A 26,046-nucleotide genomic window follows, 5' to 3' on the forward strand; every position below is an offset into this window, starting at 1 on the left:
GCACTTCGCGGGTTAGCGTGCCCGCATGCGTCATGAGTACCGGCAGCCATCGCCGCACCGCTCCAGGCTCACCCGCCGGGGCCGGCTGGCGCTCCTGTTCGGCATGCTGCTCGCGATCGGGGCAGGCGTCCTGATCCCGATGCTGCCGCGCGAGGAAGCGCCCGAGAAGCCGCGCCAACTGCTGATCCCCGAGGGCTGGCGGGCCCCGCAGGTCTACACCGCCATCGACCGCGAGCTGAAGCTCCCGGCCGGCTCCGCCAAGGCGGCGGTCGCCACGGCCGCGCTGGCCCTGCCCGCCGAGGCGAAGGGCAACCCGGAGGGGTACCTCTTCCCGGCCACCTACCCGGTGACTTCGAAGAGCACCCCCGCCACCGTCCTGCAGTACATGGTGCAGACGGCCAACCAGAAACTCGCCACCAAGGCCGTCGCCGACGGCGGCAAGGCGCACGGGATGACCCCGTACCAGACCGCCACGCTCGCCAGCATCATCGAGGCGGAGGCCGACACCCGCGCCGACATGGGCAAGGTCGCCCGCGTCGTGCACAACCGGCTGGCGAAGTCGATGCCGCTCCAGATGGACTCCACCATCAACTACGCGCTGAACCGCTCCACCGTGGACACCACGCTGGCCGAGACGCGGATCGACAGCCCCTTCAACACCTACGAACGCCAGGGCCTGCCGCCCACGCCGATCGACAGCCCCGGCCTGGAGGCCATGGCGGCCGCGGTCGCCCCCACGCCCGGCGACTGGCTGTTCTTCGTCACCGTGAAGCCGGGCGACACCCGCTTCTCCGCCACGTACGAGGAGCACAAGAAGCACGTCGCGGAGTTCAACCGGATCCGCGCCGCGGCCGGCCGTGCGCAGGCGGGCGCCCCCGGGGACGCCTCCTGAGGTCAGCGGGCCGGCAGGGCGGGGAGGGGCTCCGGCCGGGTCGTCAGCAGGCGGCGGACGGCGCGGGCGGCGGCCGCGCCCGCGCGGTTGGCGCCGATGGTGGACGCCGAGGGGCCGTAGCCGACCAGGTGGACCCGCTCGTCGCGGGCCGCGCGGGTGCCTTCGACCCGGATGCCGCCGCCCGGTTCGCGCAGGTGCAGCGGGGCCAGGTGGTCGATGGCCGCGCGGAATCCGGTGGCCCAGAGGATCGTGTCCGCGTCCACGCGCCGCCCGTCCGCCCAGCCGGCGCCCGTCGCGGTCAGGTGGTCGAACATGGGCCGGCGCTCCAGCACCCCCGACTCCAGCCCCGCCCGGACCGCGTCGTTCAGCGGTAGTCCGGTCACGCTGACCACGCTCTGCGGCGGCAGCCCGCGCCGTACCCGCTCGTCCACCAGGGCAACCGCGGCCCGGCCCTCGGACTCGCCGAAGCCGCCGGCACGGAACACCGGGGGCCGCCGGGTGACCCAGGTGGTCTCCGCCGCCACCTCGGCGATCTCCAGCAGGTGCTGCACCGCCGAGGTGCCCCCGCCGACGACGATGACGCGGGCTCCGGCGAACTCCTGCGGCCCGGGGTAGTTCGCGGTGTGCAACTGGCGGCCGCCGAAGAGCTCCTGCCCCGGGTAGCGCGGCCAGAACGGCCGGTCCCAGGTCCCGGTGGCGTTGACCAGGGCCCGCGCCGACCAGGTGCCGGCCGAGGACTCCACCAGCAGCCGCCCGTCGGCGCCGTCGCGCACGGCCGTGACGTCCACGGGACGCTGTACGCGCAGGTCGAACCGCTCCTCGTACGCGGTGAAGTACGCCCCGATCACCTCCGAGGACGGGCGCAGCGGATCGGCGCCGGTGAGCTCCATCCCGGGCAGGGCGTGCATGCCGTGGACCTTGCCGTAGGTGAGCGAGGGCCAGCGGAACTGCCAGGCCCCGCCCGGACGGGGCGAGTGGTCCAGGACCACGTGGCCGATCCCCGTCCGTGCCAGGTGGTAGGCGCTGGACAGCCCCGCCTGCCCGGCGCCGACGACCACCACGTCCACATCCGCCGCGTCCACCGCAATATCGTTCACGGTTCTACTAACTCGGCCCGACCGCAGGATCTTCCCGGCCCCTCCCGAGGCGCGTACCGCCATCGAGGCCCCCATCGGCCGATGCCGCTGCGCGAGGGCAGGGCGCTCGCTATGGTCGGAGCTCACCGGGGGAGACGGCGGCGAGGGAGCGGCGGGGGCGGCTGGGTGGCGCGACGATTCTTCATCGGCATGGGCAGCGGCAGGTACTGCCACCTTCCCCAGGACGAACAGCTCGCCTCCGTGCCCACGGACATCCGCACCGTGTCCGCGCTCTTCTCGTCCTTCGGCTACACCGCCGTGCTCCCCGGCCTCGGCCAGTACGACGCCGCCGAACAGCTCCGCCAGAAACTGCGCCACTGGTCCGCCGACACGGCCCTGACGGGCGACGACGTCGTGGTCGTCTACTTCGCCGGACACGGCGCCGTCGAGGTGCGCGACCGGCACTACCTGCTCTGCTGGGACTCACAGGACACCGACCTCGCCGCCACGGCCCTGGCCACCGAGGACCTCGTCCGCATCCTGTGCAAGAGCGGCCTGCGCCACCTCCTGCTGATCCTCGACACCTGTTCCGCGGGCGCGGGCAGTGCGGACGCCTCCGCGGTCGCCCTGCAGACCATCGTCTACCGGGGAGCCGCGGCCGACGCCTCCGCCGGGCTCTGGTTCCTGGCCACCGCCCGGCGCAAGGACGTGGCGGACGACGGGGCCTTCGTCGCGGCGCTGGGCGACGCGGTCGCCACCACGACCGAACGCACCGGCCAGCGCCAGCAGTACCTCGACCTCACCGAGCTCGTGAAGGCCGTCAACGAGCGGTTCGAAGCCGACGGCCGCGGACAGCGCGCCGAACTCGCCAGCGGGCTCGTCACCGGACTCGCCCCGTTCCTCGCCAACTCCGGCTACCGCGAGGAGTTACCACCGCTCGGTACGGACCTGGAAATCCAGCGCCGCGTCGTCGAACGCGACCTCACCGAGCACTTCGGACCCCGCTCGCGCGGCGTGGAGTTCGAGTCGGAGCAGGGGCTCTACTTCAGCGGCCGGGTGGCCGTCCTCGCGGAGCTGGCCGGCTGGCTGACGGCCGCCGACGGCGACGGCCGCGGCCGCGTCGTCACCGGCAGCCCCGGATGCGGGAAGTCCGCCGTCCTCGGCCGGATCGTCGCCCTCTCGGACCCCGCTTACCGGGCCCGGCTCGACCTGAGCGACGTCGACCCGCGCTCGGTGGTTCCCGAGGGCTGCGTCACCGCCGCCGTGCACGCCCGCCACAAGCGCCTCGAAGAAATCGTCGACAGGATCGCCGCCGCCCTGGGCACCGAGGCGGACGGCGCGGCCGCCCTGCTCCAGGAACTGACCCGGCGCGGCCGCCAGGGGCCCCCGCTCGTGATCGTCGTCGACGCCGTCGACGAGGCGGGCTCCGACACCGCCGCCGACGCGGGCGGCCGCGGCGAACCCCGCCGCATCACCCGTGAGCTGCTGCGGCCCATGTCGGAGATCCAGGGAGTACGCCTCCTCGTGGGCACCCGGCACGAACTCGTCACCCCCCTCGGGCCCACCTTCGTCCGCCTGGACCTGGACCGCGCGCAGTACCGGGCCGGCCGGGAGGACGTCAGGGGCTACGTCGCCCGGGTCCTGCTCGCCGCCGAGGAGGCGGACGTACGCACCCCCTACCGCGGCCGCCCCGAGCTGGCGCGCGCCGTGGCCGCGGAGGTGGCCGACAAGGCCGCCGGGGTCTACCTCTACGCCCGCACCACGGCCCGTACCCTCCGGTCCGACGAGGAACCCATCGACACCGCGAAACCCGGGTGGGCCGACGACCTGCCCAGCGAGGTCGGCGACGCCTTCGACGACTACCTCGCCCGATTCGGCCCCGACGAGCCCAGGGTCCGGCGGATGCTGCTCGCCCTCGCCTTCTCCGAGGGCAAGGGACTGCCGCGCGGCCGGGTGTGGACGGCCCTGAGCTCGGTCATCTCCGGAGTGCCCTGCGAGGAGCACGACGTCAGCTGGGTCCTCAACATCGCCGGTGCGTACATCGCCGAGGTCGTCGACGACGACCGCCGCTCCGCCTACCGGCTCTACCACAAGGCCCTGGCCGAGCACCTGCGCGCCACCGCCGACCGGCCGCCCGCCGAGATCCAGCAATCGGTGGTCGAGGCCCTGCGCTCCCTCGTCCCCGGCGCGGCGGACGGCCGCCCCGACTGGTTCGCCGCGGTGGCCTACGTACGCCAGCACCTGGCCACGCACGCCGCGGCGGCGGGCGGGCTCGCCGAGCTGATCGAGGACCCCGGGTTCCTGCTCGCCGGCGAACCGCTGTCCCTGCTGCGGGCCTTCGCCGCGATCGAGGGCGAAGCCGCCCGCCGCATCCGGGGCGCCTACGAGCAGGTGGCCCACCGGCTGACCGCCGACCGGCCCCTCGGGGAGCGCGCCGCCGACCTCCAGCTCTCTGCCCGGCGCTGCGCGGCCGACGGCCTCGCCGACCGGGTGGAGGAACTCGCCCTGGCCCGGCCCTGGTCGGCGCGCTGGGCCTGGTGGTCCACCAGCGGCGTCCACCGGTTGCTGGCCGGCCACACCCGCGCCGTGGGCTGCGTCGCCGCCGGACTCCTGGACGGCCGCCCCATCGCCGTGACGGGCAGCCAGGACCGTACGGCCCGGGTGTGGGACCTCACCGCGCAACGGCAGATCGGCGACCCGCTGCCCGTCGGCATCGCCGTCAGCGCCCTGGCCATCGGGGACCTCGGCGACTACACGGTGGTGCTGACGGGAGGCGACGACGGCACCGTACGGATCTGGGACCTGTCCTCCGGCCAGGAGTACGGGGCGCCGCTCAAGGGACACACCAACCGCGTCGAGTCCATCGTCATCGGGGCCGTGCGCGGCCACCCGGTGGTCCTGACCGCCGGCGCCGACGGCACGGCCCGGATCTGGGACCTGGCCGCACGCCGCCAGCTCGGCCGGGACCTCTACGCCCACCGCCGCTCGGTACGCGCGGCGGACCTCGGGGAGCTCGACGGCCGGCCGATCGCCGTCACGGGCGGCGAGGACAAGGCCGTCCACGTGTGGGACCTCTCCCGGATCACGGACGGCGGCGACGCCATGCTCGACGGCAGCCCGCTCATCGGCCCCGCGATGGCCGTCACCGCGGTGTGCGTGGCGCGCCTCGACGGCCGCACGGTGGCCCTGGTCGGCGACCAGGCGGGGATGCTCAGCCGCTGGGACCTGGCCGAGCGCCGCCAGATCGGCGAGCCGGTGATGGCCCACGTGCACATCACCCGCAGCGGGGTGTTCTCCACCTCCGTGGGTGAATTCGCCGGCCGGACCGTGGCATTGAGCTGCGGCCCCCGCAGTGCCCGGCTGTGGGACCTGCGCACGCTCCAGCCGCTCGCGCACCAACTGCGCGGCCACGTCGAAGACCTCACGGGCGCGGCCCTGGCGCAGCGCGACGGCGCCTCCCTCGCGGTGACGGTCGGCGATGACCGCACTGCCCGGATCTGGGACCTGACGGCGGACCAGCCGCTCGCCGGCCACACCAGGCCGGTCTGCGCCACCGCCTTCCACGATGCGCAGGCAAGCGCCGTGGTGGTGACGGGGAGCGAGGACAGCACCGCCCGGCTCTGGGACCTGCGGACCCGGGAGCAGTTGTGCGCCCCGATGGAGGCGCACACCGGTCAGGTCCTGGCGGTGGCGTGCGCGACGGTCCGGGGGCGGTTGCGGGTCGCCACCGGCGGCTCCGACACCACGGTCCGCCTGTGGGAGCCGCTGCACGGCCCGGCGGCGATGGTGCTGGGCGGGCACACCAACGCCGTGGGGTGCCTGGGATTCGGCGAGCTGGACGGCCGGGCCGTCGTGGTCAGCGGCAGTGAGGACGGCACGGTCCGGGTCTGGGACGTGCTCTCCGGCATGGCGGTGGGTCCACCGCTGTCGGGCCACGTGGGCGGCATCGACCGGTTGGCGGTGCGCGGATCCGGGCGGAACCTGGAGATCGTCCTGTCCACCACCCTGGGGCACGCGTACCGCTGGCAGCTGCCACCGGACGTGCCCCGGTGGGCGGATCGACCGCAGGCCCACTTCGAGATCGCGGACGTGAGCCTGTACGCCCGGATCGTGGGCGTGGCCTTCCACGAAGGACGCGCGGTCGTTCTCGGTGCGCACGCCGGCAACAACGTGTACCTGCACGACGTGAGCGACGGGACCCAGGTCGCGGGGCCGTTCTCCGGCCACACCGACCACGTCCAGGCCGGCGCCCTGGGGCGGATCGGATGCGACACGGTGCTCGCGACGAGCGGCCTCGACGACACGGTGCGCCTCTGGGACCTGCGGACCCGTGAACCCCTCGGCCCGCCGCTGGAGACCTTCAACTCGCTGGGCCCCACCGGAGCCAGGACGGCTCCCCTCTTCGGCCGCACGGACGGGGTGCCCGTCCTCGTCACGGCCGGCTCGACGGACGTCCGGATCTGGGACATCGCCGGCCGGCACGCGATCGGGGAACCGCTGTCCGGCGCCGAACAGGCCCTGCTGTCGGCCGACATCGTGCCCGGCGGGGAGGGCCGGAGCCTGGTGGTGACCGGTGGCCGCGACGGCGTGGTGCGCCAGCACGACCTGGCCGACGGCACGCAGGTGGCGCCCCAGCTCACCTCGACCGCACCGATCATCCAGCACGCGAGCGCGGCCTGCCTGGGCGAGGAGACCGTGGTCGTGCGCAGCAGCTGGAACCACGCGGACATGTGGAACCTGCGGCCGCCCACCCGCCTCGCCAAGCGGCCCGGTACCGCTTGGCGGACCGACGTGTTCGAGGTGGGGGAGCGGCAGATCGTGGTCTCGGCCGCCGTCGACTACACCCTGCACGCCTGGGACCTGCGGACCCAGTCCCTGATCGGCGCCCCGATGTCCGGCCACACGGGCCGCTTGACCGCGCTGCGCGCCGGAGTCGTCGACGGCAGGCACACCCTCGCCAGCTCCTCCTACGACGGCACCGTCCGCTTCTGGGACCCGCTCACCGGAGAACCGCTCTGCCCGCCGCTCGACGGCCACGAGCTGGGGGCCACGGGGCTCGAACTGGCCCTGGTCGACGGAGCGGAGCTCCTGGCGACGGGATCCGGCGACGGCAGCCTGCGCGTGTACGCCCGCGCCGGCGGCTGGCGGCTGCGCACCGAGCTCCCGCCCTTCCCGACCGGCGTCAGCGCCGTCCGCGTCACCGACGTACGCGGTACGCCCACCCTGATCGCCGCCGACCGGTACGGCCTGCTGCGCGTGGGGGACGTCCGGGAGGGCGCCTGGGCGACGGAGGTCCACATCGGCAGCGGCATCAACGGCCTTGCCCTCGACGGCGCCGGCCGCATCTGCGTGGCCACCGACATGGGTGTCGTCGCCCTGACCCTGACGGAGGTCCGCCCATGACCCGGATCGTGTTCGTGCACGGCATCGCCCAGGAGACCGGCGGTCCGCAGTCCCTGCTCGCCGACTGGTACCCGGCGCTGGCCGACGGCCTCAGCCTCGGCGCGGGCGCCGGGATCCCGCGCGAGGAGGTCTCCATGGCCTTCTACGGGGACCTCTTCCGGCACGCCGGTCACCGCGGCCCCGGCACGCCCGAACTCGACGCCGGCGATGTGGAGGACGGCATCGAGCGTGAACTCCTGCTCCAGTGGTGGGAGTCCGCCGCCGGGCTGGATTCCCGGGTGTCGGGGCCGACGGACCGCAGCCGCCTGCGGACCCCGCATGTGGTGCAACGGGCCCTGGACGCCCTCAGCCACTCCGCCTTCTTCGCCGGGCTCAGCGAACGCCTGACGATCGGCGCCGCCCGGCAGGTCCGGCGGTACTTCACCGAGCCCGCCCTGCGGGAGGGGGTGCGGCAGCGGTTCGCCGACGCCGTCACCGACCGGACCGAGGTGGTCGTCGCGCACTCCCTCGGCTCGGTCGTCGCCTACGAGGCGCTGTGTGCGCGCCCGGACTGGCCGGACCTGACGCTGGTGACCCTGGGGTCCCCGCTCGGGGTGCGCAGCGTCGTCTTCGACCGGCTCCGCCCGGAGCCCGCCCGGGGCCGGGGGCGCTGGCCCGCGCCGGTGCGGCAGTGGGTCAACATCGCCGACCGGGGCGATGTCGTGGCCCTGGCCAAGGAGCTCGGACCGCGGTTCGGTGACCGGGTGCGGGACCTGGCGATCCACAACGGAGCCCGGGCGCACGACGTACGGCCCTACCTGACGGCGGCCGAGACCGGCCGGGCCATCGCCGACGCGCTGGCCGGCCGGTCGCACTGACCCTCAGGCGGCGCGGTGCTCGCCGAGCCACTCGTAGGCGGTGTCCGCGCTGAACTCGGGCTGCCCGCCGCGGAACAGCAGGCCCGCCGTCGCGAAGGCCGGGTCGTCGGCGGTGTCCGCGACGTACGGGACGGCCACGCAGCCCATGCCGGCCGCGCGGGCGGCCTGTGCGCCCGGGGCCGCGTCCTCGACGACCACGCAGTCGGCGGGGTCCGCGCCCAGGCGGCGCGCCGCCTCCAGGAAGACGTCCGGAGCGGGCTTGCCGTGCGCCACCTCCTCGGCGGAGACCACCGTGGTCAGCAGCGCGGCCAGCCCGGTGCCGGCCAGCACCGCGTCGATCGCCTCACGGGAGGAGCCGGAGGCCACCGCCATCGGGATCCCGTCGCAGTGCAGCCGCTCCACGAACTTGCGCATCTCGGGGAAGGCCTCGGTCTCGGCACGGGCCAGTTCCAGGTAGGCGTCGTTCTGCTCGGCGAGGAGCTGTTCCACCGGGGCCGGGATCCCGTACCGCTCCTTGAGGATCTCCAAGGTCTCCAGGGTTCCGATGCCGATGAAGCGGGAGTGCTGCTCCCACGTGAAATCGGGGACCCCGTGCCGCTCCAGTGTCCGGCGGCCCGACTCGTAGTAGTTCGGCTCGCTGTCCACGAGGGTGCCGTCGAGATCGAATATGACGGAAATCATCCGCTGTGCCCGTCCTGCCGGTCGTGTACGTGTCCTGGCCATCTTGTCAGGATTTGGCAGCTGCCCGTCCCACCGACTCGACCAGCGGTAGCAACCGGTGCGGGACCCTCTCGCGCAGCGCGACCTCGGTACGCGTGCGGACCACGCCGGGGAGCCGGATCAGCCGCTGGATGACGTCCTCCAGGTGCGCGTTGTCCCGCGCCGCGACCCGGGTCAGCAGATCCCCGCCACCGGTGATCGAAAAGGCCTCGATGATCTCGGGTACGGAGGCCAGCGCGTCCCCGACCTCGTCCAGGTGCCCCTGGGTGACCTCGATGTGGACGAACGCCAGCACGGGATGCCCGAGCGCCGCGGGCGAGAGCACCGGCCCGGTCCCGGTGATCACCCCGGTGCGCTCCAGCCGGTCCAGCCGGGCCTGCAGGGTGCCGCGCGCCACGCCGAGGATGCGGGCGTACTCGCGCACGCTGGTGCGCGGCTGCTCGATCAGCAGGCGCAGGATCCGGGTGTCGAGCTCGTCCACGGCCATGCCGTGACTGTACCAATGGCCCATTCGCAGTGCCCTTCACCGCCGCCGTGGCCACCGGAGCCGCCGAGAACCGGGACCGGGCGGCCCGCGGCAGTACCCCCGCATCCGCGCCGGCCCCCGTAGGCGAAGTACCCACGACAGCCGTCCCCCCACGAGCCCTGACGCGGAGCGAGACCCATGAACGTCGCGGTCGTCCTGTACACCTCCGATCTGCGCCTGCACGACCATCCGCCGATGCGCGCGGCCCTGTCCTCCTGCGACGAGGTGGTGCCGCTCTTCGTCCGCGACCGGACCGCCCCGCCCGCCGCCTTCACCGCGCCCAACCGGCTCGCCTTCCTCGCGGACTGCCTCGCCGACCTCGACTCCGCCCTGCGCGACCGCGGCGGCCGCCTCGTGATCCGCTCAGGCGACACCGTCGCCGAGGTCTGCGCCCTGGTCCGCGAGTGCGACGCCGACGAGGTCCACACGGCGGCCGGGGTCAGCGGGTACGCCCGGGCCCGAGAGGAGCGCCTGCGCGCCGCGCTCGAAGCCGAAGGCCGCCGGCTCTACGTCCACGACACGGTGGTGACCGCGGTCGCGCCCGGAGCCGTACTCCCGGCGGGCTCCGACCACTTCGCCGTGTTCACGCCCTACCTGCACCGCTGGGCGGACCTGCCGCTGCGCCCCGCCACCACCGCACCCCGATCGGTACGCGTCCCCGACCGCGTCGGCTCGGAGCCGCTGCCCGCCCGCGCCGCCGTCGCCGGAGCCTCCCCGGGCCTGGCGCGGGGAGGGGAGCGTGAGGCCCGCCGCCTCCTGGCAGGCTGGGTGCGCTCCGGGATCGCGCGCTACGAGGAGGCCCACGACGACCTCGCCGGCGACGCCACCTCCCGACTCTCGCCGCACCTGCACTTCGGCACCCTCTCGCCCGTCGAGGCCGTCCACCGCTCCCGGGCGGCCGGCGGCCCCGGCGCCGCGGCCTTCGTCCGGCAGCTGTGCTGGCGCGACTTCCACCATCAGGTGCTGGCCGCGCGGCCCGCCGCCGCGACCGTCGACTACCGGGACCGGCAGGACCGCTGGCGCACCGGCACCGCCGCCGAGGAGGAGACCCAGGCCTGGAAGGACGGCCTCACCGGCTACCCGGTGGTCGACGCGGCGATGCGCCAGCTGCGCCACGAGGGCTGGATGCACAACCGCGGCCGGCTGCTGGCCGCGAGCTTCCTCACCAAGACCCTGTACGTGGACTGGCGGACCGGAGCCCGGCACTTCATGGACCTCCTCGTGGACGGAGACCTCGCCAACAACCAGCTCAACTGGCAGTGGGTGGCGGGAACGGGCACCGACACCCGGCCCAACCGCGTCCTGAACCCCGTCCGCCAGGGCCTGAAGTACGACCCGGTCGGCGCCTACGTGCACCGCTGGGTCCCGGAGCTCGCCGAGCTGCCCGCGCCGCGCGTCCACGAGCCGTGGCGACTGCCCGCGCCGGAGCGGGCCCGGTACGACTACCCCGAGCCGGTGATCGGGCTCTCCGACGGGCTGGACCGCTTCCGGCGGGGGCGCGGCACCGGGTGACCGCCCGCCCGGCGTCCGCGCCGTACCGTGAACGGGTGCACCCCGCGCCGCCGACCGACCCCGCGCCGACCGACCCCGCGCCCACCGACCTCGCGCTGAGCGACCTCGCGCTGAGCACCGGGGCCGTGGCCCGCCACCTGGGGGTCTCGCCGACCACCCTGCGGTCCTGGGAGCGCCGGTACGCCATCGGGCCCGCCTTCCGGGAGGAGGGCCGGCACCGCCGCTGGACCCCGCGGGACGTCGCCCGCCTGGAGCTGATGTGCCGGCTCACCGCGCAGGGCGTGCCCCCGTCCGAGGCCGCGCGGGCCGCCCTCGGTACGCCCCCCGGCCCGGAGGCCGTGCTCCCGGGCCCCGCTCCGGCAAGGGCGTCGGCCGGGCCGGTCGTACTTCCGCTGCGGGAGGTCCGCCCCGAACGCAGGGGGCTCGCGCGGGCCGCCGTACGACTGGACGCGCCGACCGTGGCGCGACTGCTGGACGCGGCTCTGGCCGAGCACGGCCTGGTGGCCGCGTGGGAGGAGGTCATCGCCCCGACCCTGCACGCGGTGGGCCGCAAATGGGCTTCGGCCGGGGAGCGTTACGTGGAGGTGGAACACCTGCTGTCCTGGCAGGTCTCCGCGGCCATGAGCCGCATCCGCCCCCTGGAGGAGCGGTCGCGGACCCGGCCGCTGCTCCTCGCGTGCGCGCCGGGGGAGCAGCACAGCCTGCCGATCGAGGCGTTGACCGCGGCCCTCGGGGAACGCGGCCTGCCCGTTCGGATGTTCGGCGCGGCGCTGCCCGCCGACGCGCTGCGCGAGGCCGCCCGGCGCACCGGCCCGCAGGCCGTCGTGCTGTGGGCGCAGACCCGTACGACCGCCGACGACGGCCTGGCCCGGTCGGTGGCCGCGATCGAGTGGGGGCCGCGCGGCGCCCGCGGGCACCCCGCGCTGCTGCTGGCCGGCCCCGGCTGGGGGACCCGCACCCCGGCTCCGCGCAGCCGGCGGCTGTTCGGGCTGCGTTCGGGACTGGCCGTCATCGAGTCGCTCGTGGCGGGCGCGGCTCCATCGACCGGCGCAGCACGTGCAGAGCCCGCCGCATATGGCTCTTGACGGTGCCCAGCGGCATCCCGGTGTGCTCAGCGATCTGCGTCTGGGTCAGGTCCCCGTAGAACGCCAGGCGCAGCACCCGCTGCTGCGCCGACGGCAGCCGGGCCAGCTCGCCGAGCACGGCCACCCGCTCCACGACCCCTTCCGGCTCGGGCTCGGGGCGCGCGAGGAGAACGAAGCGGCCGGCGGCCGCGGTCACCCGGGCCCGCCGGGTCCGCGCCTCCAGGGCATCAGCCACTTTGTGCCGGGTGATCCCGGTCAGCCAGGCCCCGAGCCCGCCGGGTCCCGGGCGGTAGCGGGCGCGGCCGCGCCAGGCGGCCAGGAAGACCTGCTGGGCCACGTCCTCGGCCTCGCGCTCGTCGCCCAGCGCGCGCCGGGCGAGGGAGTGCACCAGAGGCCGCCAGCGCCGGTGGACCGCTTCCATGCACGCCTCGTCGCCCGCCGCGAAACCGGCCGCGACGCGTTCGTCGAGCTCCGCCTCGTCCATGCCCCGAGCCTCGCCAGGGAAGCGGACCCGGCCAACTCGCATCGTTTGCGCATCGGATTCCCGCGCCGTACCAACCCGTGTGCAGCAGAGGCAGGGTCCGGTACCCCAGGGCCACCAAGAGCGCCGGCGCGGCGGCGGGCAGCAGCAGCTCGCCCACCGTCCACCCGCCCCGCACCAGCAGCGCCCCGGCCAGCCCGCCCGCGAACATCGCCAGTACCGCCCCGGCCCGGTGCCGCCAGGCTCCCGTCCCGTACCCGAAGGCGCTGTCCCGTCCCCCGCCCCGATCCACGGGCGGCGATCCGCCGCAGGCCGTAGGGTCCGAGACGTGAGCGACCTGCTGCTGGTGAGGCACGGCGAGACGGCGTGGAGCGCGAGCGGGCGGCACACCGGGCGCACCGACGTCCCGCTGAACGCGCGCGGGGTCGAGGAGGCCATCTCGCTGGCCCCGTTCTTCCGCGGCCGGCACCCGGCCCTGGTGCTGACCAGCCCGCTGCGCCGGGCCGTCGCGACCGCCGAGCTCGCCGGCCTCACCGGCGGCGAGACCGACCCCGACCTGTACGAGTGGGACTACGGCGGCTACGAGGGCGTCACCACGGCCGAGATCCAACGGAACCGGCCCGGCTGGTCCCTGTGGAGCGACGGAGTGCCGCCCGGCGACCCGGAGCACCCCGGCGAGAGCGCCGCCCAGGTGGGCGCCCGGGCGGACCGGGTGCTGGCCCGCGTGGCCGACGTACTGCGCGCCGACCGCGGCAACGCCGTCCTCGTCGCCCACGGCCACCTGCTGCGCGTGCTCACCGCCCGCTACCTGGGCCTGCCGCCCGAGGACGGGCGGCTCTTCCTGCTGCGCACCGGCACCTACAGCGTGCTCTCCACCGAACACGGCCTCCCCGTGATCGCGGGCTGGAACGACAGCCCCCGACCCTGACGGCCCCGCTCCCGCCTCGCGCACCGGCGGCGCGTGCGTGACCATGCGTACATGGCCCACCAAGGCGACGGCGGCGATCCGGCGGGCGTGCTCCCGGAGGCGGACGCGGGGCTCAAGGCCAACGCGATCGGTTTCCTCGACGCGCTCGTCATCGGGTTGAACTCCACCTCACCCGCCTACTCCCTGGCCGCCGTCATCGGTCCGATCGTGGCGCTGGCCGGGATCTACGCACCGGGCGTGATGCTGGCGTCCTTCGTGCCGATGCTGCTGATCGCCGCCGCCTTCTACTACCTCAACAAGGTGGACCAGGACTGCGGGACCACCTTCTCCTGGGTCACGCGGGCCATGGGCCCCTGGGCGGGCTGGCTCGGCGGCTGGGCCATCGCCATGACCGGCGTACTCGTCATCGGGTCGCTCGCCGACGTCGCCGTCCACTTCGGCCTGCTCGCCGCGGGCCTCGACAGCTGGGCCGCGAACGACGCCGTCCGGCAGGGCCTCACCGTCGTCGTGATCCTCGCGATGACCGCCATCTGCGTCATCGGCACGGAGATGTCGGCCCACCTCCAGGACATCCTGATCCTCGCCCAGGTCTTCTTCCTGCTGGTCTTCGCCGTCGTGGCCATCTACCGGATCTACGCCGGCACCAGCACCCTCGACTCGATCGAGCCCTCGATCGGCTGGCTCAACCCCTTCGGCGCCGGCGGCGCCGCCCTCACCGGCGGACTGCTGCTCGGCGTGTTCATCTACTGGGGCTGGGAGTCCGCGGTGAACCTCACCGAGGAGGTCGAGGACTCCGCCACCGCGCCCGGCAAGGCCGGCATCTGGTCGACGGTGGTCCTCCTCGTCACCTACCTGTCCGTCGGCTTCGCCGTCGTCGGCTACGCCGGGACCAAGTTCCTCGCCGAGAACGCGGGCGAGGAGGAGGCCGTGTTCGCCGTGCTCGCGCACGAGGTCATGGGCGGCTGGGACTGGGTGGTGCTCCTCGCGGTCTGCACCTCCGCGCTCGCCTCCACCCAGACCACGATCATCCCCGCCTCGCGCACTGCCCTCTCCATGGCCCGCCGGCACGCGCTGCCCCCGGCCCTCTCGCACATCCACCCGCGGTTCCGGACTCCGGACGTGAGCACGTGGTGGGTGGCCGCGATCGCCATCGGCTGGTACCTCGTCGTCAACCAGATCAGCGAGAACGCGCTCCTCGACTCGCTGACCGCGCTCTCCCTGCTCATCGCCTTCTACTACGCGCTCACCGGTCTGGCCTGCGCCGTCTACTACCGCCGCCACCTGCTGGAGAGCGCGCACAACTTCCTGCTCATCGGCTTCGGCCCGGTGGTCGGGGCCGGTCTGCTGGCCTGGCTGCTGGTGGAGTCGATCGGTGACATGTCGAACCCGGAGAACTCGGCCGGCGGAGTCGCCTGGTTCGGGCTCGGCCCGCCGCTGGTCATCGGGATCGCCATCGCCGTCGTCGGGGTCCTGGTGATGTGCTTCTGGCGGCTGCGGGACGGCCGCTTCTGGCAGGAGCGGCGCGGGGTGGCCGACCCGGCCCTCGTCCACGCGAAGAAACCGAAGCCGGAGCCGGAGCCGGAGCCGAAATCGAAGCCGGAGTCCTGAGGAGGCTGCCCCATGTCCGTCGTCCTGGGCTACGACGAGTCGCCCGGCGCGGAGCGCGCCCTGCGGGTGGCGCTGGAAGTGGCCACCGCCTTCGGCGAGCCGCTGGTCCTGGTCTACGGCGCGGCCGCGCCCGGCTCGACCGGGGAGGAGTACCGCGCCCACCGCGAAGCCGTCCGCGAGGCCGGCCGCAGCGCGCTCGCCCGCGCCGTGGAGGCGGCCGACGCGGCGGGGGTCCCCTCCACGGTCGAGGTGGTCGACGAGAGGCCGGCCCAGGCCCTGCTGGACGCGGCCGAGCGTTACCGGGCCCGGGTGATCATCGTCGGGAGCTGGGGCGACAGCCCGATCCGCGGCGCTCTCCTCGGTTCCACCCCGCACAAGCTCCTGCACCTGTCCCCGGTGCCGGTGCTGTGCGTCCCGACCGGCTGATCACGCGCGAGCGGCGCACCGAGCGCGCTGTGGGCCGTTGGTCCCCCCAATGGCGGATGGAACCGGCCCAGAAATGCACCAATGGCCCAGTCATTCGATCCCTGGTTGAGCCATTGCCCTCTACATGCTTATCTGTGTCCTATCCATGTACTTACGGCGCCGCGCGGTGCCGGACCGGCAACGAGGCCGTTCCGGAGCGCGGCGCCTTCGCCGTGCCCGTACGCCGCCCACCACCCCGGGCGGACGCGGGCGGGCGTGCGCCATCGCAAGGGGGGGGCGGCACACCGCCGTGAAGAGGATGTTCGTGGCTCCGGATCCGGGGCTTGTGAGACTCAGGAACTCGCTGCGCGCGGTGATCGGCGTGGCCGCCGCAGTGGCCGTCGCCGAGCTGTGCGGCCTGTCCCTGACCGCCTCCATCACCGGGGGACTGGCGGCCCTTCTCGCGCTCTTCACGGTGCTCGACGCGAACCTGCGCGCCCAGCGGATCACCACCGCGCTGCTGCCCGTCGCCGGCTTCCCGGTCCTCGCGCTGGCCACCACCCTGCACGGGGTGCCGCTGGCCCGCGACGCCGCCTTCCTCGCCGTCGTCTTCGCCGGGGTCTACGCCCGCCGGTTCGGCCCCCGCGGACACGCCCTCGGGATCTTCGGCTTCATGATGTTCTTCGTCACCCAGTTCCTGCATGCCGTCCCCGCGCAGCTGCCCGAGCTGTACGCGGCCGTCGGGCTCGCGCTCCTGTCCGCCGGCGCGGTCCGCTTCGTGCTGTGGCCCATCGAGCGGCGCACCCCGCCCGCCGCCGCCCCGTCCGCCCTGCCCGGAACCGGGCTCGCCCGGCCCACCACCCGGCAGGCCTTCCAGGCCACCGCGGCCTGTGCCTTCGCGCTCGCCATCGGCCAGGCACTCTCCGAGGACCGCTGGTACTGGGCCGTCGGCACCGCCTGGTGGATCTTCGTCAACACCACCTCGCGCGGCGAGACCCTGGTGCGGGGCTTCCGCCGGGTCGTGGGCACCGTCGTCGGCATCGCCGCCGGACTGCTCGTCGCCGTCCCGCTGCACGGTGCCCCCGCGCCCACGGCCGTACTGGTCGCCGTATGCGTCTTCGGCATCTTCTACACCGCCGCGCCCTCCTACTCCTGGATGATGTTCTTCGTCACCGTCATGGCCGGCCTGCTCTACGGGCTCCTCGGCGTGCTCCACCCGGGGCTGCTGCTCCTGCGCTTCGAGGAGACCGCGGTCGGCGCGCTGGGCGCGGCCCTCGCCGTCGTCCTCGTGCTCCCGGTGACCACGCACGCAGCCAACGACGCCTGGATCCAGCGCGCCCTGCACTGCGTACGGGCCTGCACCGCCGCCTCCCTCGACCGGCTGGCCGGGGACCCGGCGGCCGACCCCGCCCCGCACGCCGCCGAGCTCGAACTGCTGCTGGCCCGGGTACGGATGGCGCTCGCGCCCCTCGTCCACCCGATGAGCCCGCTGCGCGCCCGCAAGGCCAGGGCCCGGCAGGTCCTCGCGCTGCTCGACGACTGCGCCCGCGAGGTGCGCGGGCTGGTGGCCGTCGCCGCCGACCCGCAGGCCTCGCACGACGCCCGGCTGGCCGCGGCCTGCTGGCGCGTGGAGGCGGCCGTGGAAGCCCTGACCGCCCCGAGCAGCGCAGCGGAACTCATCGCTCCGGCGGTTCCCCGTCCGGCCGCCGCCGAGCCCGCCCTGGCCCATCTGCACGGCCTGGAGCACGCCTTGGCGGCCCTGCACGCCCCGCTGCGGACCCACCCGAGCTCTCCGCTGGTCATCACCGCCTGATCGCGCGCGACTGCCCGGCCGCCCGGCCGACCCTCAACCGGGCCCGGGCGGTGGGCGGATGCTACGTCGCGTCAGACCGCGCCCGCAGGCCTATCGATGAAGATCACTCGGAGGAGTGTTCCGTGCGCGCCTCACGCACGGCGCTGACCTGCGGCATGTACAACGGGTGATTGTTCATTGCACATTCATCCGGCATGTACAGGGTGGATCTGGTAGGACAGGGGGTAACCGCCCGGAATGGAAATACTTCAACAGCGCTCCACCACCGCTCAGGTGTGGGAAGCGGCCGAGGAGTTCATCCGGCTGTTCCATCGGGAGAATCCGGACTCCGGTGATCCGCGTGTCCGGCTCGCCGCCGTACGGGCCGAGCTCGCGGAGACCGGCACCTACCGGCACACCCCGCAGGAGTTGACCCACGGGGCCAGAGTGGCCTGGCGGAACAGTAACCGGTGCATAGGCAGGCTGTACTGGAACTCGCTGAGGGTGCGCGACCGCCGCGAGCTCACCGACGCCGACCGGATCGCCTCCGAGTGCTTCGAGCACCTGAGAGAGGCGACCAACGGCGGCCGGGTCCGCCCCACCATCACCGTCTTCGCGCCCGACACCCCGGACCGCCCCGGCCCGCTGATCTGGAGCGAGCAGCTCGTCCGGTACGCCGGCTACGGGGACCACCACTCGATAGCCGTCGGCGACGCCCGCAACGCCCCGCTCACCGAGGCCCTGCTCAGGCTCGGCTGGACCGGTGGCGCCGGCACCCCCTTCGACCTCCTCCCGCTCGTGGTCCAGGGCGTGGACGACAAGCCCCGCTGGTTCGACACCCCCGCGGACGCCGTGCTGGAGGTGCCGATCGAGCACCCCGACGCCGAAGGGGGCGGAGACGGCTGGCAGGACTGGGGGCTGCGCTGGCACGCCGTACCCGCGATCTCCAACATGTGCCTGGAGATCGGCGGCATCCACTACCCGGCGGCCCCGTTCAACGGCTGGTACATGGGCACCGAGATCGGCGCCCGCAACCTCGCCGACACCGACCGCTACAACCTCCTGCCGGCTGTCGCCCGGCGGCTGGGCCTCGACACTTCCAGCGACCGCTCCCTGTGGAAGGACCGCGCGCTCGTCGAGCTCAACCGGGCGGTGCTGCACTCCTTCGACCGGGCCGGCGTCACCATCGCCGACCACCACACCGAGTCCCGCCGCTTCCTCACCCACCTGGCGAAGGAGGAGCGCAAGGGCCGCGACGTGGGCGCCGACTGGTCCTGGATCGTGCCGCCGATCTCCGGATCGGCGACCCCGGTCTTCCACCGCACGTACGAGGACCGGCCGAGCGCGACCGCCTACGTCCACCACCACGGCGCTCAGGAAAGGGCCCAAGGACGAGATTTGGTCTAGACCCTTCTGTTACCGTCGCTCCGGACGGATCCGAAAGCGGCGGAGAGGGGCACCCCGTGGGCGGCGCGAACAGCACGGACCACAGCGGCGGACACCGGGCCTGGATCGGCTCGTTCACCTCGGGGGGCGGCCGCGGTGTCACCACCGCGGCCGTGGATCCGCTCACCGGGGCGCTCACCGTGCTCAGCGCGAACGACTCCCTCGCGGACCCCTCCTACCTCGCCCACGACCCGCGCACCGGAGTGCTCTACGCGGTGAGCGAGACCGAGGAGGGAGCCGTCGGCGCCTTCCGGCCCACCGACGACGGGCTGGCCGCCCTCGGGCCGGCCGTCCGCGTCGGCGGCTCCGGCCCCACCCATCTCAGTCTGACCGGGAGCGGGCTGCTGGCCGCCAACTACACCTCCGGCAGTGTCAGCAGCCTCCCGCTCGCCGCCGACGGCGCCATCGCGGGGCTCGCCTCGGTGCTCGCGCACCAGGGCTCCGGCCCGGACGCCGACCGGCAGGAGCGGCCGCACGCCCACCAGGTGCTGCCCGACCCGAGCGGCCGCTGGGTGCTCAGCGTGGACCTCGGCACCGATTCGGTACGGGTCTGCGCGCCCGACCCGGCCACCGGGAACCTGCGCGTGCACGCCGAGATCGCGCTGCGCGCCGGGACCGGCCCCCGGCACCTCGCCTTCCACCCGGGAGGCGAGGTGGTCTACGTACTCCACGAGCTGGAGCCACAGCTGACCGTCTGCCGGTGGAACGCGGGGTCCGGGCAACTGGAACCGGTCGGGGAGGTTCCGATCGCCCCCAGGGTCGGCCCGGACGGCGTACGGGCCTATCCCTCGGCGGTCGTGGCCTCGCCCGACGGGCGCTTCGTGTGGGCGGCCGTGCGCGGCGCCGACGTCATCGCCACCTTCTCCCTCGCCGGCGGAACCGAGAAGCCGCAGCTCACCGGCACCGTGCCGGGCGGCGGCGACTGGCCGCGGGACCTGGCGGCCGACCCCTCGGGGCGCCGGCTGTACGCGGCGAACGAGCGGTCCGGGGACGTCACCTGGTTCGAGGTGGACCCGCTGACGGGCGAGCCCCGCCGGGCAGGCTCGGTCGCCGTGCCCGCCGCCACCTGCGTGGTCTTCGGCTGACCCGACCCGGTCCGAAGGCCCGAACGCGGGAGGGCCCGCACCCCGGAATCCAGGGGTGCGGGCCCTCCTCGCGCAGGCGCGGGTACAGGCGGTGCCGGGGTCAGTGGGGGGCGGCGCTCGGCGCGAGGCCCAGCGCGGCGGAGTACTGGGTGACGGCGAGCTTGCCGAGCGCCGAGTACGCGCCCAGCACCTCGGCGGTCGCGCAGTCGGCCTCCTTGCACGCGGTGTCCAGCAGCCCCTCGGCGGCCTCCGGGCCGATCAGGTAGGGGGCCAGCGCGAGCTGCGTGGAACCCTCGCGGCGCAGCTGCTCGGCGACCGCAGCCACCGAACCCTCCTGGTCCAGCGCGGCGGCCATCACCGGCACCGCGAGGCGGGCGGCCAGCAGCATGCCGGTGATCCCGGCGGCCTGGACGGCCTCCTCGCCGCCGGTGGTGGCCAGGATGATGCCGTCGGCGGCCGTGGTCACCGAGAAGAGCCGGGCCCGGTCCGCGCGGGACAGGCCCGCCTCGGACAGCCGCACGTGCAGGCCCTCGGCGAGCAGCGGGTGCGGACCGAGTACGTCGGCCAGCTCGGCGGCCGCCGAGGAGTCCATCAGGGCCTGGCGCATGCGGCGCAGCAGGCCGCCGTCGGGGCCGGCCAGCAGCGGCACGACCACGGCGTCGGGGCCGGTCGCCTTGGGCACCTCGTGCCCGGCGGCGCGGGCGAACTCGGCGCGCGCGGCACGCTCCTGCGCGACGGCGGTCAGCACACCGGAAAGGGACGGGAACTCGGTGGCGTCGTCACCGTCGAGGAAGCCGACGCGGGCGTCCAGGCCCGGCAGCTCGGAGCGGCCGATGCTGATGATCTCTTCCGCGAGCCCCCGCGAGGCGGCCGAAGGGGCACCGGGCACGGCGAGCACCAGCGCGGGCGCGCCCTCGGGCGCCACCGCGGGCTCGGGCCGGCGGTGCCGCCCGGTCTGGCGGGGTCGCGGCATTCGTACGGGCAGGCCATTTGCGGGCCCAGTGGGGGAGCTCATGGCGCCGCATGCTACTGGCTTATCGGAACGGGGTGTTCGGGCAGGGCCTGGTCGGGCGGCATCTGTCCGTATTTATCCGCGGAATGTCATATACGGTTCAACCAGTCGGCCAACCGGACTCTGGTCAGGCAGAGGACGGCAGTCGCCAGTCCACCGGCTGCGCCCCCTGCCGCAGCAGGAGGTCGTTCGTCCTGCTGAAGGGCCTGGAACCGAAGAATCCGTTGTCCGCGGACATGGGGGAGGGGTGGACGGACTCCACGGCGGGCAAGTCCCCCAGCAGCGGCCGCAGGTTCCGGGCCTCGCGCCCCCACAGCACCGACACCAGCGGCTTGCCGCGCGCCGCGAGCGCCCGGATCGCCTGCTCGGTGACGGCCTCCCAGCCCTTGCCCCGGTGGGCGTTGGGCTTGCGCGGGGCGGTGGTCAGCGAGCGGTTGAGCAGCAGGACGCCCTGCCGGGTCCACGGGGTCAGGTCGCCGTTGTCCGGGCGGGGCAGCGCGAGGTCGGCGTAGAGCTCGCGGAAGATGTTGTCCAGGCTGGGCGGCACCGGGCGGACGTCGGGCGCCACCGAGAAGGAGAGGCCCATGGCGTGCCCCGGGGTGGGGTAGGGGTCCTGGCCGACGATCAGCACCCGTACGTCGTCGAAGGGCTGCTGGAAGGCGCGCAGGACATTCGCCCCGGCCGGCAGGTACGTTCTCCCCGCGGCGATCTCGGCGCGCAGGAAGTCGCCCATGGCGGCGATCTGCCCCGCCACCGGCTCCAGAGCGCGGGCCCAGCCCGGCTCGACGATCTCGTTCAACGGTCGTGCTGCCACGTCGAGTCACTCTACTGGCCGATCAAGGCCGCCCGCACGCAGAGCACGTCCGGCAGGTGCTCGGCGAGCAACTGCCAGCTGTCCCCGTCGTCGTGGCTGGCGTACAGCTCGCCGTTGCGGTTTCCGAAGTAGATGCCCGCCGGGTCCGCGTCGTCCGTGCACAGGGCGTCGCGCAGCACCGTGCCGTAGTGGTCCCCGGCGGGCAGCCCCTTCGTCAGCGGTTCCCAGGTCGCCCCCGCGTCCCGGGTCCGAAAGACGCGGCAGCGGTGCTCGGCCGGGACCCGGTCGGAGTCCGCGTTGAGCGGGAAGACGTACGCGGTGTCGGGCCGGTGCGGATGGGCGGCCACCGCGAAGCCGAAGTCCGAGGGCAGTCCGGCGCCGATGTCGGTCCAGCGGGCCCCGGCGTCGTCGCTGCGGTACACGCCCCAGTGGTTCTGCAGGTAGAGCCGGTCCGTGTTGGCGGCGTCCTGGGCGATCTTGTGCACGCACTGCCCGAACTCGGGATGCGGATCCGGCAGGAACACGGCCGAGACCCCGTCGTTGGACGGGGCCCAGCTCTCCCCGCCGTCCTTGGTCCGGAACACCCCCGCGGTGGAGACGGCCACCGTGATCGCGTCCGGGTCGACCGGGTCGGTGATCACGGTGTGCAGGCCTTCGCCGCCGCCGCCCGGCACCCACCCCGACCGGGTCGGGTGCTCCCACAGCGGCCGCACCAGCTCGAAGGACTCGCCGCGGTTTCTGGAGCGGAACAGCGCGGCCGGCTCCGTCCCCGCGTAGACGACGCCGGGGGCCTCGGGGCCGGCCGGATGCAGCTGCCACACGCGCTCCAGCGAGGCCCCGGTGTCCTTGGGGAACTTCACCGCGGCCGCGGCGGGCTCCCGCCAGGTCGCCCCCAGGTCGTCGGAGCTGAAGACGGACGGCCCCCAGTGCGAGCTGTCCCCGCCGACCAGCAGCCGGGTCGCTCCGTCGCGCCGGTCGATGGCGACGGCGTAGACGGCCTGGGCGTTGAAATGGGGCCCGTCGAACTCCCACGGGCCGCCGCCCCTCCTGCGCCCGACGAACAGGCCCTTGCGGGTTCCAACGAGCAGTACTGCGTCGGTCATGGCCGACACCTCCGGACGTCGTTGTCCTAGGCCGTGTCGCCAAAGTCCCGTCTGGCCGGCCCCGCCCTTCGGGCGGCCGACGCCACTTTGACGACACTCCCCAGCACGGCAGCTTTTCCGCCAGTCTGCACCCGCCCACTGACAGCGGCCGGTCGGCACGCGGCGGCGGACCCCGTTGTACGGGAGGTCTCGTACTACGAGAGTTTTCGTAGTACGGTGACTCTCGTACTTAGCCGCCGACTCCCGGTGCGCGTCCGGTCACTTCTGGAGAGCCCTCATGAGTGCTGCCCCCGCTGCCTTCGCCGCCCTGTTCCAGCCGTGGACCATCCGCTCGGTCACCATCCCGAACCGGGTGTGGATGGCCGCGATGTGCCAGTACAGCGCCGAGGCCTTCGGCCCGGACGCCGGAGTGGCCCGCGACTGGCACTTCACCCACTACGCGGCCCGCGCCACCGGCGGCACCGGCCTGATCATCCAGGAGGCCACGGCCGTCGCTCCCGAGGGCCGGATCTCCCCGTACGACCTCGGCATCTGGAACGACACCCAGGTCGAGGCGCTGCGCCGGATCACCGCCTTCCTCAAGACCCAGGGCGCCGTCCCCGGCATCCAGCTCGCCCACGCCGGCCGCAAGGCCTCCACCGACCGCACCTGGAAGGGCGGGCGCCCCGTCGGACCCGAAGCGCACGGCTGGCGGCCCAGCGCCCCGAGCGCCGTGCCGTTCGCCGAGGGCCACCCCGTCCCGCACGAGCTGACGGTCCCCGAGATCGGTGAGGTCGTGGAGCAGTTCGCGGCCGCCGCCCGGCGCTCGCTCGACGCCGGCTACCAGGTCGTCGAGATCCACGGCGCCCACGGCTACCTGATCGGCGAGTTCCTCTCCCCGCACAGCAACCGGCGCACCGACGAGTACGGCGGCTCCTTCGAGAACCGCACCCGCCTCGCCCTCGAAGTCGTCGACGCCGTACGGGCCGTGTGGCCCGAGGAGCTCCCGCTGTTCTTCCGGATCTCCGCCACCGACTGGCTGGAGGAGGACGGCTGGACCGCCGACGAGACCGTCCGGCTGGCCGCGCTGCTCCACGAGCACGGGGTCGATCTGCTCGACGTCTCCACGGGCGGCCTCGCCCCCGGCGTGACGATCCCCGTCGGCCCCGGCTACCAGGTGCCCTTCGCCGCCCGGGTCAAGGCGGAGACCGCACTCCCCGTCGCCGCCGTCGGCCTGATCACCGAACCGGAGCAGGCCGAGAAGATCCTGGCCAACGGCGAGGCCGACGCCGTCCTCCTGGGCCGCGAGCTGCTGCGCGACCCGTACTGGGCCCGCCGCGCGGCCGCCGAGCTCGGCGCGGAGATCCGTACGCCCGACCAGTACCACCGCTCCTGGTGAACCGGGGTGCGGCGCGACGGCACCCCCAAACCCCGCGCCGCACCCCCACACCGGCCTGATCGCACCTCACGGTCATACGACGGTTCTCGTACGATGGACCCGACCAAGGATCACCCGAGCGAGTGGAGCACGGACATGACGGAACGTGACGCGGCCCGTGCCCTCGCCCACCCCGAGGCCGCCGGGATCCGGCTCGAAGGCGTCCTGCACGCCCTCTCCGACCCGGTCCGGCTCTCCATCGTCCGGGACCTCGCCGCCACGGACACCGAGCTGGCCTGCTCGTACTTCGAGCTCCCGGTCACCAAGTCCACGACCACGCACCACTTCCGGGTGCTGCGCGAGAGCGGTGTCGTACGCCAGACCTACCGCGGCACCGCCAAGCTGAACGGGCTGCGCCGCACCGAGCTGGAGGAGCTGTTCCCCGGGCTCCTCGACAGCGTCCTCACCGCGGCCGCCGCCGAGGAGGCGCGGCTCGCCGCATCGCCCGCGGCCACCTGACGGGCCCGCCAGGACCCGGCCCGTCAGCGGGTCCCGCCCGCCGCGCCCAGCAGGCCGGTCCAGTCCGGGATCTTCACCGAGCGACGGCCCAGCGAGCGCCCGAGCTCCGCCTCGGCCGCCTCGATGGCCAGCCAGCCCGGCCACTCCACCGGGCTCAGCCCCGCTTCCCGCAGCGCCTCCACGGGGTCCTGCGGCAGCGCGCGCCGGGCCAGCGCCCCCGCGTCCTGCAGCAGCGAGGAGGCCGTCTCCTTGGCGCAGGGCCGGTTGGTGCCGATCACCCCGGTCGGGCCGCGCTTGATCCAGCCCGCCACGTACTCCCCGACCGAGGCGCGGCCCGCGCGCATGATCCGGCCCGCCGCGTGCGGGACCGTACCGGTGGCCTCGTTGAACGGCAGCCCCGGCAGCGGGACCCCCTGGTACCCCACCGAACGCAGCACGAGCTGCGCCGGGATGTCCTCGTAGACGCCCGTCCCGCTGACCCCGCCCCGGCCGTCGGGGGCCGTCCGCTCGAACCGCATCCCGGTGACGCGCCCGTCCGGCCCGCCGAGCACTTCCACCGGGCGCAGGAAGAACCTCAGCGCGATCCGCCGCCCGCCCCCTCGCGGGGGGTCGGCGGCCCAGCCGCGCAGCACTTCCACATTGCGCCGGTTCACCGCGGGCAGGGTCGCGCCCGGGTCCGCGTACGCCGGGTCGAGGGCCAGCTCCGCGGGGTCCGCCACGGCGTCCACGCCCGGCATCGTGCCCAGTTCGCGGAGCTCCTTGGTGGTGAACTTGCCCTGCGAGGGCCCGCGTCGGGCCACCATCTGCACCTCGCGCACCCCGCTCGCCCCGAGCGCCCCGAGGGCCGGGTGGGGCATGTCGGTCGGCGCCAGCTCCGGTACGCCCCGGGCCAGGATCCGCGTCACGTCCACGGCGACGTTGCCCGCCCCGACCACGATCGCCGCGGCCACGCCGGGCAGGTCGAAGGCCTCGGCCGCCGCGTCCGGGTGGCCGCTGTACCAGGACACGAAGGCCGTCGCGGAGTGCACCCCGGCCAGGTCCTCGCCCGGAATCCCGAGCATCCGGTCGCGGGCGGCGCCCACGCAGTACACCACCGCGTGGTACAGCTCCAGGAGCCGGTCGGTGGACAGGTGCGGACCGCCGACCTCGACGTTCCCGAGGAAGCGGATCCGCTCGTCCTCCAGCACCGTGCGCAGGTTGCCCTGCAGGGACTTGATCTTCTCGTGGTCGGGGGCGACCCCGTACCGCACCAGCCCGTACGGGGCCGGCAGCCGGTCGAGGACGTCGACGCGGACGCCCGGGACCTCGCGCTGCTGGACCAGTGTCTGAGCGGCGTAGACCCCGCTGGGGCCCGATCCGACGACGGCGATACGAAGCACGGCGGAGCTCCTCCCGCAGGTGCTCCCAGCATGACACCGGGCACCT

General features: G+C 74.3%; 21 protein-coding genes. 13 read left to right on the forward strand and 8 right to left on the reverse strand.

All coding sequences use genetic code 11. The annotated features are described in order from the left end of the window. The first annotated feature begins 25 nt into the window (after positions 1-25). Entirely contained in the window at positions 26-892 is an 867-nt protein-coding gene (mltG, locus tag ACZ7GJ_RS05495; protein ID WP_470749712.1) for an endolytic transglycosylase MltG, read from the forward strand. Between the two features lie 2 nt (positions 893-894). On the opposite strand, the gene ACZ7GJ_RS05500 is transcribed toward mltG, so the two are convergent. Continuing rightward, positions 895-1,989 (reverse strand): FAD-dependent oxidoreductase, encoded by a 1,095-nt coding sequence (locus ACZ7GJ_RS05500; protein ID WP_470749713.1) that lies wholly within the window; start codon positions 1,987-1,989, stop codon positions 895-897. Between the two features lie 165 nt (positions 1,990-2,154). Between ACZ7GJ_RS05500 and ACZ7GJ_RS05505 the strand changes: the two genes are divergently transcribed. Both ACZ7GJ_RS05505 and ACZ7GJ_RS05510 read left to right on the forward strand, forming a co-directional pair. Next, complete coding sequence (locus ACZ7GJ_RS05505; RefSeq protein WP_470749715.1) at positions 2,155-7,371, forward strand: caspase family protein; 5,217 nt, start codon at positions 2,155-2,157, stop codon at positions 7,369-7,371. Next, on the forward strand, positions 7,368-8,228 hold the full coding sequence (locus ACZ7GJ_RS05510; protein ID WP_470749717.1) for a hypothetical protein: 861 nt from the start codon (positions 7,368-7,370) through the stop codon (positions 8,226-8,228). The genes ACZ7GJ_RS05505 and ACZ7GJ_RS05510 overlap by 4 nt, the downstream gene beginning before the upstream one ends. 3 nt (positions 8,229-8,231) lie before the next feature. Here ACZ7GJ_RS05510 and ACZ7GJ_RS05515 read toward each other — a convergent pair whose 3' ends face one another. Together ACZ7GJ_RS05515 and ACZ7GJ_RS05520 are read right to left on the reverse strand one after the other, a co-directional pair. After that, complete coding sequence (locus ACZ7GJ_RS05515) at positions 8,232-8,909, reverse strand: HAD family hydrolase (protein WP_470749719.1); 678 nt, start codon at positions 8,907-8,909, stop codon at positions 8,232-8,234. 46 nt (positions 8,910-8,955) lie between these two features. Next, positions 8,956-9,435: an Lrp/AsnC family transcriptional regulator gene (locus tag ACZ7GJ_RS05520; protein WP_470749721.1), complete on the reverse strand. Its 480-nt coding sequence runs from the start codon at positions 9,433-9,435 to the stop codon at positions 8,956-8,958. Positions 9,436-9,612: 177 nt separating this feature from the next. On the opposite strand from ACZ7GJ_RS05520, the gene ACZ7GJ_RS05525 reads away from it, so the two are divergent. Next, on the forward strand, positions 9,613-10,986 hold the full coding sequence (locus ACZ7GJ_RS05525) for a cryptochrome/photolyase family protein (protein WP_470749723.1): 1,374 nt from the start codon (positions 9,613-9,615) through the stop codon (positions 10,984-10,986). Between the two features lie 35 nt (positions 10,987-11,021). Further along, positions 11,022-12,071 carry a MerR family transcriptional regulator gene (locus tag ACZ7GJ_RS05530; RefSeq protein WP_470749725.1) on the forward strand — a complete coding sequence of 350 codons (1,050 nt, stop codon included), beginning with the start codon at positions 11,022-11,024 and terminating at the stop codon, positions 12,069-12,071. Here the strand turns inward: ACZ7GJ_RS05530 and ACZ7GJ_RS05535 are convergent. Next, the gene (locus tag ACZ7GJ_RS05535; RefSeq protein ID WP_470749727.1) at positions 11,995-12,555 is read right to left on the reverse strand and encodes an RNA polymerase sigma factor; all 561 of its coding nucleotides are present in this window, start codon (positions 12,553-12,555) and stop codon (positions 11,995-11,997) included. The two genes, ACZ7GJ_RS05530 and ACZ7GJ_RS05535, sit on opposite strands and share 77 nt — an antisense overlap. Positions 12,556-12,880: 325 nt before the next feature. Here ACZ7GJ_RS05535 and ACZ7GJ_RS05540 point away from each other — a divergent pair, with 325 nt between their 5' ends. The 6 genes from ACZ7GJ_RS05540 to ACZ7GJ_RS05565 all read left to right on the forward strand — a co-directional run bounded on the left by ACZ7GJ_RS05540 (position 12,881) and on the right by ACZ7GJ_RS05565 (position 19,816). Beyond that, complete coding sequence (locus tag ACZ7GJ_RS05540; protein ID WP_470749729.1) at positions 12,881-13,480, forward strand: histidine phosphatase family protein; 600 nt, start codon at positions 12,881-12,883, stop codon at positions 13,478-13,480. Between the two features lie 51 nt (positions 13,481-13,531). Next, positions 13,532-15,088, forward strand: coding sequence for an APC family permease (locus ACZ7GJ_RS05545; RefSeq protein WP_470749731.1), 1,557 nt, complete (start codon positions 13,532-13,534; stop codon positions 15,086-15,088). Positions 15,089-15,100: 12 nt separating this feature from the next. Then, a complete protein-coding gene (locus ACZ7GJ_RS05550) occupies positions 15,101-15,514 on the forward strand; it encodes a universal stress protein (RefSeq protein ID WP_470749733.1) in 414 nt (137 codons plus the stop codon). 298 nt (positions 15,515-15,812) lie between these two features. After that, the gene (locus ACZ7GJ_RS05555; RefSeq protein ID WP_470750082.1) at positions 15,813-17,306 is read left to right on the forward strand and encodes an FUSC family protein; all 1,494 of its coding nucleotides are present in this window, start codon (positions 15,813-15,815) and stop codon (positions 17,304-17,306) included. A gap of 237 nt (positions 17,307-17,543) precedes the next feature. Further along, complete coding sequence (locus tag ACZ7GJ_RS05560; protein ID WP_470749735.1) at positions 17,544-18,692, forward strand: nitric oxide synthase oxygenase; 1,149 nt, start codon at positions 17,544-17,546, stop codon at positions 18,690-18,692. A 56-nt stretch (positions 18,693-18,748) separates the two neighbouring features. Beyond that, entirely contained in the window at positions 18,749-19,816 is a 1,068-nt protein-coding gene (locus ACZ7GJ_RS05565; RefSeq protein WP_470749737.1) for a lactonase family protein, read from the forward strand. A 100-nt stretch (positions 19,817-19,916) separates the two neighbouring features. Here ACZ7GJ_RS05565 and ACZ7GJ_RS05570 read toward each other — a convergent pair whose 3' ends face one another. From ACZ7GJ_RS05570 to ACZ7GJ_RS05580, 3 genes are all read right to left on the reverse strand, one after another. Further along, positions 19,917-20,831, reverse strand: a complete 915-nt coding sequence (locus ACZ7GJ_RS05570) for a sirohydrochlorin chelatase (protein WP_365916422.1) — start codon at positions 20,829-20,831, stop codon at positions 19,917-19,919. Positions 20,832-20,955: 124 nt separating this feature from the next. Continuing rightward, positions 20,956-21,642: a uracil-DNA glycosylase gene (locus ACZ7GJ_RS05575; protein ID WP_470749740.1), complete on the reverse strand. Its 687-nt coding sequence runs from the start codon at positions 21,640-21,642 to the stop codon at positions 20,956-20,958. A gap of 11 nt (positions 21,643-21,653) precedes the next feature. Further along, positions 21,654-22,745, reverse strand: coding sequence for a WD40/YVTN/BNR-like repeat-containing protein (locus ACZ7GJ_RS05580; protein ID WP_470749742.1), 1,092 nt, complete (start codon positions 22,743-22,745; stop codon positions 21,654-21,656). Between the two features lie 277 nt (positions 22,746-23,022). Here ACZ7GJ_RS05580 and ACZ7GJ_RS05585 point away from each other — a divergent pair, with 277 nt between their 5' ends. Both ACZ7GJ_RS05585 and ACZ7GJ_RS05590 read left to right on the forward strand, forming a co-directional pair. Further along, a complete protein-coding gene (locus ACZ7GJ_RS05585; RefSeq protein WP_470749744.1) occupies positions 23,023-24,123 on the forward strand; it encodes an NADH:flavin oxidoreductase/NADH oxidase in 1,101 nt (366 codons plus the stop codon). A gap of 135 nt (positions 24,124-24,258) precedes the next feature. Beyond that, the gene (locus tag ACZ7GJ_RS05590; protein ID WP_470749746.1) at positions 24,259-24,621 is read left to right on the forward strand and encodes an ArsR/SmtB family transcription factor; all 363 of its coding nucleotides are present in this window, start codon (positions 24,259-24,261) and stop codon (positions 24,619-24,621) included. Between the two features lie 23 nt (positions 24,622-24,644). Here the strand turns inward: ACZ7GJ_RS05590 and ACZ7GJ_RS05595 are convergent, their stop codons facing one another. Further along, positions 24,645-26,000 carry an FAD-dependent oxidoreductase gene (locus ACZ7GJ_RS05595; protein ID WP_470749748.1) on the reverse strand — a complete coding sequence of 452 codons (1,356 nt, stop codon included), beginning with the start codon at positions 25,998-26,000 and terminating at the stop codon, positions 24,645-24,647. Positions 26,001-26,046: the final 46 nt, after the last annotated feature.

The sequence above is a fragment of the Streptomyces sp. NPDC037242 genome (assembly GCF_055604165.1).